7 protein-coding genes and 1 pseudogene are annotated in these 8574 nt (G+C 62.9%); all 8 read right to left on the bottom strand.

Annotated features, from left to right (window positions below):
- Positions 1-247 (bottom strand): annotated as a pseudogene (locus CIC12_RS04830) (ABC transporter permease); the annotation flags it as partial.
- A gap of 31 nt (positions 248-278) precedes the next feature.
- On the bottom strand, positions 279-1943 hold the full coding sequence (locus CIC12_RS04825) for an ABC transporter substrate-binding protein (RefSeq protein WP_168662665.1): 1665 nt from the start codon (positions 1941-1943) through the stop codon (positions 279-281).
- A 328-nt stretch (positions 1944-2271) separates the two neighbouring features.
- The gene (locus CIC12_RS04820; RefSeq protein ID WP_168662663.1) at positions 2272-3291 is read right to left on the bottom strand and encodes a HoxN/HupN/NixA family nickel/cobalt transporter; all 1020 of its coding nucleotides are present in this window, start codon (positions 3289-3291) and stop codon (positions 2272-2274) included.
- Positions 3292-3321: 30 nt separating this feature from the next.
- The gene (locus CIC12_RS04815) at positions 3322-3849 is read right to left on the bottom strand and encodes a cupin domain-containing protein (protein ID WP_168662661.1); all 528 of its coding nucleotides are present in this window, start codon (positions 3847-3849) and stop codon (positions 3322-3324) included.
- 201 nt (positions 3850-4050) lie between these two features.
- Positions 4051-6156 (bottom strand): elongation factor G, encoded by a 2106-nt coding sequence (gene fusA / locus CIC12_RS04810; RefSeq protein WP_168662659.1) that lies wholly within the window; start codon positions 6154-6156, stop codon positions 4051-4053.
- Positions 6157-6459: 303 nt separating this feature from the next.
- A complete protein-coding gene (locus tag CIC12_RS04805; RefSeq protein WP_121315524.1) occupies positions 6460-6969 on the bottom strand; it encodes a DUF192 domain-containing protein in 510 nt (169 codons plus the stop codon).
- A 145-nt stretch (positions 6970-7114) separates the two neighbouring features.
- Complete coding sequence (locus CIC12_RS04800) at positions 7115-7309, bottom strand: hypothetical protein (protein WP_084585235.1); 195 nt, start codon at positions 7307-7309, stop codon at positions 7115-7117.
- Positions 7310-7776: 467 nt separating this feature from the next.
- Entirely contained in the window at positions 7777-8346 is a 570-nt protein-coding gene (locus tag CIC12_RS04795) for a pseudouridine synthase (protein WP_168662657.1), read from the bottom strand.
- Positions 8347-8574 lie beyond the last annotated feature (228 nt).

The following is an 8574-nucleotide window of genomic DNA, read 5'->3' as shown; positions in this document are numbered from 1 at the left end:
GCGTGAGCAGCGGCCGGTCCGCGCCAAGCTGATGATTGAGCGCGGCGACCGCCTGTGCATCGGCGAGCGGCCCGAGCACCGCGCGGCCGATGTCGCCGGGCAGCAGTTGGCCGCCCGCGAACACGATCACCGACAACAGCCACAGCGTGATCAACGACAAGCCCACGCGCGTGCCGAGAAACCGCGCGACGCGGCCCGCGTTGCCGTTCGATGCGCGGGGCGCGGAGGGGGACGCCGTGGCCGACATCGTAAGCTCCTGCCGAAGGGGGCGCCGGCGCTTACGCGCTCAACACCGCACGGTCGAAATAGAGTTGCGCAAGCGCGGTGAAGCGCACGCCGTTCACGCCTTTGCGCATCGCGATGAGCTGATCGTAGAAGAACGGAATGATGACCGGCGTTTCGTCGAGCAGCAGCGTCTGGATCTGTCCGGAGATTTTCTTCTGCGTGCCGAGATCGATCGCCGCGACGAACTGCGCGACCAGCTGATCGTATTGCGGATTCCTGAAATGCGCGGCGTTCCACGTGCCGGTGCTCGTGAGCGGCGCGTTCAGGAACACGTTCGGCACGCCGCGATGGCCGTAGTCGGTTATGCCGAGCGGCGAGTCGAGCCAGTCGGATTTGCCAGGCGTGCCCGCGCCGTAGTACAGCGACTGGCTCTCGACCTTCAGATTGATCCGCACGCCGATCGCCTTCGCGGCGTTCTGCACGACCACTGCGAGGTCCGGAATCTCCATGTACTTCTCGGTGGTCAGCGTGACGTCGAACCCGTTGGGCATGCCCGCTTGCGCGAGCAGTTGCTTCGCTTTCGCGATATCGACCTTGCGTTGCGGCACACCGGCATCCGATGACGGAAACACCGGCGCGAACGGACTGTCGTTGCCGAGTTGCGCGCGCCCCTTGAAGAGGCCGCGCACCAGCACGTCGCGATCGAGCGACAACGCCAGCGCCTCGCGCACGCGCTTGTCCTTGAATAGCGGATTGTCGTTGCGCATGTGAATCTGCCGATGGGCACTCGACTTCACCCCGACGGCTTTATAGTCCGGATTGTTCAGAATGCCGGCGCCGCCCTGCACGGTGAAGGTGCCCATCACGTCTGCCTGATGGCCTTGCAACGCGAGCAACTGGGCCTGCTGATCGGCATAGAACGAGAACTGTACGCGTTGCGGTAACGCTTTCTCGCCCCAGTAGTCGGAGTTGCGTACGAATGACGCGCCCACCTTCGGCTGATACTTCTCGAATCTGAACGGCCCGGTGCCGATGAAGCTCTTTTCATAACCGCCTGCGTAATTCGCGGGCAGGATCACGGCGTTGTAATTGTCCGAGGAGACGTAGTACGGGAAGTTGCCGTTCGGCGCATCCAGATGAAACGCGACCGTGTGTTCGTCGACCACTTTCGCGCCGCCTTTGGAGAGCACGCCCTTCAGCACGGAGAGTGCTGCCGAACCGCTCGCGGGATCGGCGAGACGGTCGAACGTGGCGGCCACGTCTTTCGCGGTGAACGGCTGGCCGTCATGGAACTTGACGTTTTGGCGCAGCGTGAAGGTCCACACGTCGCCCTTGTCGTTCGGTTTCCACGACAACGCGAGCGCTGGCTTGAGCATCAGCTTTTCGCCGTCGTCGTCGATCAGGAATTCGCCGGTCTGGTTCAGCAGCGCAAGACTGGCGGCATCGGTGACGGTGAGCGGATCGACCGCGCCGGCAGGCGTCAGGTGGGCGACACGGATCGTCTGGCTGCCGGCACCCGGCGCGCCTTGCGCTCGTGCCCGCGGCGCAGTCAGCACGCCGCCGCCCGCTAGCGCCAAACCGATCACGCTCGCATGGCGCAGCAACTCGCGGCGCGTGATGCGGCCGGCGAGGAATTCGTCGATGGCGTGGTTGCCGTAGGCGTCGGCGGTGAGGCGGGCTGCGTCGAGTGCGAGAAATCGGTCCGCGGGAGTTTTCATCGATGGAGAGTCCAGTCCGTTCTGTTGCCGGTTCTGAAGAGCCGCGCAAGCCTGCGCAAAGCCGGTTCAGTGTAAGCGATTGCTCGCGGGTCTGGCGCGCTTGCGACGCTGGGAGGTGGCCGATTGGCCGATAAAAGAGCCGCTCTGTATCGTCATCACAACGTTCGGCCCGTGCCTTGCAGCGCATGCGCAATCCGCACGCGGATGCTTATTCAAGGTAGTGAGCAGATTCATGTGCCATCTCGGGCGATGCGGCGGCGCCGTCGCGGACGAATCGCCAATGCCGCGCCGCCATCCTTACCGGCCGCCTCGCTCGCATCGGGCTGGTTTACCGCGCCACCGCCCCCGGCCTGCGCCAGCGATGGAATAGCACGGAGCCGATCCAGCACGCCATGAAGGCCGCGACGATCACGTAACCGAGCGCGCCGAAGCGCTCGTTGACGCTCGCCACTGCGTCCCACATGCCGCCGCTCAAACCGAGTTTGTCCGACAGCAGCCCGAGCGCTTCGACACCGCCGATCACGATCGCCACCATTGCCGACACGAACGTGATGCTCGCGTTGTAGTAGAGCTTGCGCTTCGGATCGTCCATTGCCCAGCTGTAAGCGTGCACCATCAGCACGTTGTCGGTGGAATCGACGAGCGTCATGCCCGCGGTGAAGAGCGCGGGGAACACGAGGATCGAATACAGCGGCAGACCGGTGCCCGCCTGCGATGCGGCGATCGCGAGCAAGCCGATCTCGGTCGCGGTGTCGAAGCCGAGGCCGAACAGCACGCCGACGGGGTACATGTGCCAGCTTTTCGTGACGAGCCGGAACAGCGGGCGCAGGGCGCGCGACAGCAGGCCCGCCGGCGCGATCGAATCAACCGTTTGCGCAGGCAACTCGCCGTCGCGTTGAACATGACGATAACGGCGCCACACGTCGCGCAGTATCACGAGGTTGACGGCCGCGAGCCCCAGCAGGAAGGTCGCGGACACGAGCGTACCGACCGTGCCGCCCAGTTCCTTGAAGGTCTCGAAACGGCCGTGCAGCGAATGCGTGGTCCACGCAATGCCGATGGTCGCGGCGATCACGATCGTCGAGTGCCCGAGCGAAAACGCGAGACCCACGCCGAGCGGCCGCTTGCCGCTTTGCATCAGCTTGCGCGTGACAGCGTCGATCGCCGCGATGTGATCCGCGTCGACCGCATGACGCAGGCCGAAGCCATACGCGAGCAGCGCGGTCCCGAGCAGCAGCGGGTAGTGGCGAAAGGCGATCAGCGCCCACGCCCAGGCGCCGAGATTGGCGGCAATCAGGATCGCGTACAGCGAGAGCAGGCGAGGGCGCAGCGAAGCGGTCGGCGTCATGAGTCGCAGGGTGAAGAATGGATAGTCGAGTTAGTGATCGTGCGGATGCTTGTGAATCGGATCGACCCAGTAGACCGTTTCGGGCGCTTCCACTGCGTCGATGTTCAGATTGACGACCACCGCTTCGTTGTCGCTGCGCACCAGTACGCACTCGAGCGGCTCGTCCGTGCTCGCGTTGATCTCTTGATGCGGCACGTAGGGCGGCACGAAGATGAAGTCGCCGGGGCCGGCCTCAGCGGTGAACTCCAGATGCTCGCCCCAGCGCATGCGCGCCTGGCCGCGCACCACGTAAATCACGCTTTCGAGCGCGCCGTGATGATGGGCGCCGGTCTTCGCGTTCGGATGGATCGTGACGGTGCCGGCCCATATCTTCTGCGCGCCGACCCGGGCGGCATTGATTGCGGCGGCGCGGTTCATGCCCGGCGTTTGCGCGGTGTTGCCGTCGAGCTGGTCGCCTTTGATGACCTTCACGCCGTGCTCGCGCCAATCGACGGGCGCGGCCGGTTGCTCGGCGCCATGTTCGGCGCGATAGTGCGGGTGTTCGTGATCCTGGCTCATGGTGTCTCCTCCTGGGCATCGCCCCGGTGCCCGGCTCGGCGCCGTCAGGCATTTTTGCACGTTCAAAAACGGCTGTGTGGACAACCGCATCAACGCCGTCCGACCGGGCGATGGACGAAAAAAAGCCCGTTCACGTGGAACGGGCTTCGGGCGCTTTGGTTGGCCGCTGTTAGCGCGGCGGCTTCGTCGCAGCGCTAGCGCTTATTTGTGCTTCGCGTTGATCACGGCTTCGGCGACGTTATTCGGCGTCTCCGCGTAGTGCTTGAACTCCATCGTGTAGGTCGCGCGACCCTGGGTGGCCGAGCGCAGCGACGTCGAGTAGCCGAACATCTCCGCGAGCGGCACTTCGGCGCGCACCAGCTTGCCGCCGCCGCCCGCGATGTCTTCCATGCCCTGCACGAGTCCACGGCGGCTCGACAGGTCGCCCATCACGTTGCCCATGAAGTCTTCCGGCGTTTCCACTTCGACAGCCATCATCGGTTCGAGCAGCACGGGCTTGGCTTTACGCATCGCTTCCTTGAACGCCATCGAGCCGGCCATGCGGAACGCGTTTTCATTCGAGTCGACGTCGTGGTATGAACCGAAGGTCAGCGTCACCTTCACGTCGACCACCGGATAGCCCGCGAGCACGCCGGCCTTCAGCGTTTCCACGATGCCCTTGTCGACGGCCGGGATGTATTCGCGCGGAATCACGCCGCCCTTGATCGCGTCGACGAACTCGTAGCCCTTGCCTTGTGGCGCCGGTTCGAGCGTGATGACCGCGTGGCCGTACTGACCCCGCCCGCCCGACTGCTTGACGAACTTGCCTTCGACATCTTCGACCTTGTTGCGCACCGTTTCGCGATACGCGACCTGCGGCTTGCCGACGGTCGCCTCGACGCCGAACTCGCGCTTCATCCGGTCGACCAGAATTTCCAGGTGCAGCTCGCCCATCCCGGAGATGATCGTCTGACCGGATTCCTCATCGGTTTGCACGCGGAACGACGGGTCTTCCTGGGCGAGACGGTTTAGCGCGATGCCCATCTTTTCCTGGTCGACCTTGGTCTTCGGCTCGACGGCCTGTGAGATCACCGGCTCAGGGAAGATCATCTTTTCGAGAATGATCACGTGGTTCGGATCGCACAGCGTGTCGCCGGTGGTCGCTTCCTTCAGGCCGACGGCCGCGGCGATGTCGCCCGCGTAGACTTCCTTGATTTCCTTGCGCTCGTTCGCGTGCATCTGCAGGATCCGGCCGAGGCGCTCTTTCTTTTCCTTGATCGCGTTGTAGACCGTGTCGCCCGAATTCACCACGCCCGAGTACACGCGGAAGAAAATCAGCTGGCCGACGAACGGGTCGGTCATGATCTTGAAGGCGAGGGCCGAAAACGGATCGGTATCGTTCGGATGACGCTCGATTTCCCTGTCGTGTTCGTCGTGACCGGTAATCGCCGGCACGTCGACCGGCGACGGCAGGTAGTCGATCACCGCGTCGAGCATCGCCTGCACGCCCTTGTTCTTGAACGCGCTGCCGCACAGCATCGGCACGATTTCATTGGCGATGCAGCGCGCGCGGATGCCGTGCTTGATTTCGTCTTCGGTCAGCGTGTCGCCGCCCAGGTATTTTTCGAGCAGCGTCTCGTTTGCCTCGGCGGCGGCCTCGACCATCTTGTCGTGCCACTCCTTCGCCGTAGCCGCGAGTTCCGCCGGAATATCGCGGTACTCGAACTTGATGCCCTGGTTCTCTTCGTCCCAGAAGATCGCCTTCATCTTGACCAGGTCGACCACGCCCTGGAAGTGTTCTTCCGCGCCGATCGGAATCTGGATCGGCACCGCGACGCCCTTCAGGCGATCGCCGATCTGCCGCTGCACGCGAAAGAAATCCGCGCCGACGCGGTCCATCTTGTTGACGAATGCGATGCGCGGCACCTTGTACTTGTTCGCCTGGCGCCACACGGTTTCCGACTGCGGCTGCACGCCGCCGACCGAGTCGTACACCATGCATGCGCCGTCGAGCACTCGCATCGAGCGCTCCACTTCGATCGTGAAGTCGACGTGGCCGGGGGTGTCGATGATGTTGATCCGGTGTTCGGGATAGTTGCCGGCCATGCCTTTCCAGAAGGCGGTGGTAGCCGCCGACGTGATGGTGATGCCGCGCTCCTGCTCCTGTTCCATCCAGTCCATCGTCGCCGCACCGTCGTGAACCTCGCCGATCTTGTGGGTCACGCCGGTGTAGAACAGGATGCGTTCAGTGGTGGTGGTTTTGCCGGCATCGATGTGAGCGCTGATGCCGATATTCCGGTAGCGCTCGATGGGAGTCTTGCGGGGCACGTGAACCTCCTTGGAATGGCGCGCCTGAAACGCTTGCCGGGCGGCGCTATGGCCGCCCGGGGAACCTGGTGCTGTTTTACTGAGACTACAAGGATAGCGCGTCGGCCTGTCTTTTGCAGGAATCTTGCCAGCCGGGCGCGAGCGCCTGCCAGCAGGCGTTCGGCCGCCCCCGCACGGCGCAACCACGCGACGGCGGCGAGGTGGCCCGAACGTAAAAAAGCCGGCACCTCGCGAGAGGCGCCGGCTTTTCCAGGAGCGCTGAAGCGCGGAGGGAACGCGCGTTGCTACCGTCGCCGAGGCGGCTTATTGCTGCACAGCCGGCAAGCCCTGAATTTGCATTCCCGGTTTGATGCCCTTCGACGTGAACCAGCCTTTGGGCATTTCCAGCGCGAACACGCCGTTGTGCGTCGGGCAATGATTGTTGGTGGTCTCGGCCTGCATCTCGTCGATGTCGGTAATCGTGCCGTCGGCGCGCATGAACGCGATCGACAACGGGATCAGTGTGTTCTTCATCCAGAAGCAATGCCCTGCGTTCTCGTTGAAGACGAACAGCATGCCTTCGTTCGGTCCGAGATTCGTGCGGTACATCAAGCCTTGCTCACGGTCCGCGTCGTTGGCGGCGACCGCGGCATCGATCACGAACATGCCGGCGGTCAGCTTCACGCGCGGAAATTCGTTCGGCTGCTTCGCGCCGGCCGGCATCTGCTGAGCATGAGCGGGGGCAGCGGTGGTGGCGGCGAACGACAACGCGGCGAGCGGCAATGCAACGGCAACAGCGAAACGCGCAATCAACGAGCGCATGGGAAATCGCACGGCATGACTCCTTGCTGGAAATTAACTCGCGAATGTTACGCGAGCGCGTCAAAAACAAAAAGGCAGATCGCCTTGCGGTGATCTGCCTTACAACGCCGTAAGAACGGCGATGAAGCTGGTTCTTGACTGCGTCGTTACAACAAACTTACTCCGATGCTGCCGAAGCTGCAGCAGCTGCAGCTGCCTTCTTGTGCGACTTCTTGTGAGCGTGCTTCGTGGTCTTCTTTGCCGACGAAGCTGCTGCTGCCGGAGCTGCCGAAGCTGCTTCCGGTGCCGAAGCTTGTGCGAATGCTGCCGTTGCGAAGAGGCCAGCGACCAGAGCGGCGATCAGTTTGTTCATTGTGTGAATCCTCAGCTTGAGTTAATTAACCAAATGACCCGGCTATATGTAGAGTCATGTCGGTAAACGTGCCATCCACCTTTCGGTTGACAGTCGCATCGAACAATTTTTTTTCGACACGTCTGCGTAGCGCTCAGACTCCCCGCGCGCGCCGCAAAAACGGCTTGCGCAAAGGGCCCTTCAGGCTGAATGCCGGATAGCTTCGGGCGGCATCTGCGTCGAATAACGCGTGAGCTAGCGCACCGGTTGACGAAAATTGTCTGGAAATTTTTATTGTGAAAACGCGATGTCAACGTGCGGCTTCGCTGCTATCGCCAGTGGGTTGGTTTCACGCTTTTTTCCGGGTGTTTCACGCGCGGTTTTGTTTGCCGATACAACGGCTTAGCTTTTTTATTCGGCGTGAAACGCGCACACGTGAGGCGAGTTTTGCAAATCCTTGCGCAGAGAGTCGCGTGTTCGGATCACGTTCAGACGACACCTTCCCAAGGCGCCTTCGAAGGTAATTCGACGCTTTCCCCGGGTTGAAGGTCGAGTGAAAAAATGTCAAGCGCCCCGATGCCGACGCGCACCAGACGCAGCGTCGGGAAACCAACCGCGGCTGTCATGCGGCGCACCTGACGGTTCTTGCCTTCGGTGATCGACAACTCGATCCACGTGGTCGGTATCGCCGCGCGATAACGGATCGGCGGCGTGCGTGTCCAGAGCCTGTCGTTCGGTTCGACATATTCGGCGCGGCAGGGGCGCGTCACGTAGTCGCCGAGATCGACGCCGCGCGCGAGCTTTTTCAACGCGGCTGCGTCGACCGCGCCTTCCACTTGCGCCCAATAACGTTTGACGAGCTTATGACGCGGCTCGGCGATGCGCGCTTGCAGCGCCCCGTCGTCGGTGAGAAGAAGCAGGCCTTCGCTGTCGGAGTCGAGCCGGCCCGCCGGATAGACGCCGGGCACCTTGACCCAGTCGGCCAGCGACGCACGCGTCTCATGCGGCGAGAATTGACAGATGGTGCCGAACGGCTTGTTCAGTGCGAGAAGGCGCATAGGGAAAGGAATGAGAGTCGCGCGGACGCGGCCGCGACGGCCAGCGTCGCGAAGTCCTCGGGGAGCCGCCGGTGCGGTATTGAATGGCGCGATGATAATGCATAAGCGGAGACGGTCTTTTTCCTGTCTTATAAAAGACTCAGGGAGCCGGTGCGAGGGTTCACGGTTTGCGTCCATGTTGGAAAACCCCGAGCCGTTGCCGGATGGCTGCGCGGGGCGCGTGGGCTA

It is taken from the genome of Paraburkholderia sp. SG-MS1, assembly GCF_012275575.1.
Taxonomy (GTDB): Bacteria; Pseudomonadota; Gammaproteobacteria; order Burkholderiales; family Burkholderiaceae; genus Paraburkholderia.
The sequence above is the reverse complement of the archived record's forward strand: the minus strand, read 5'-3'. Positions and strand labels throughout refer to the sequence as shown.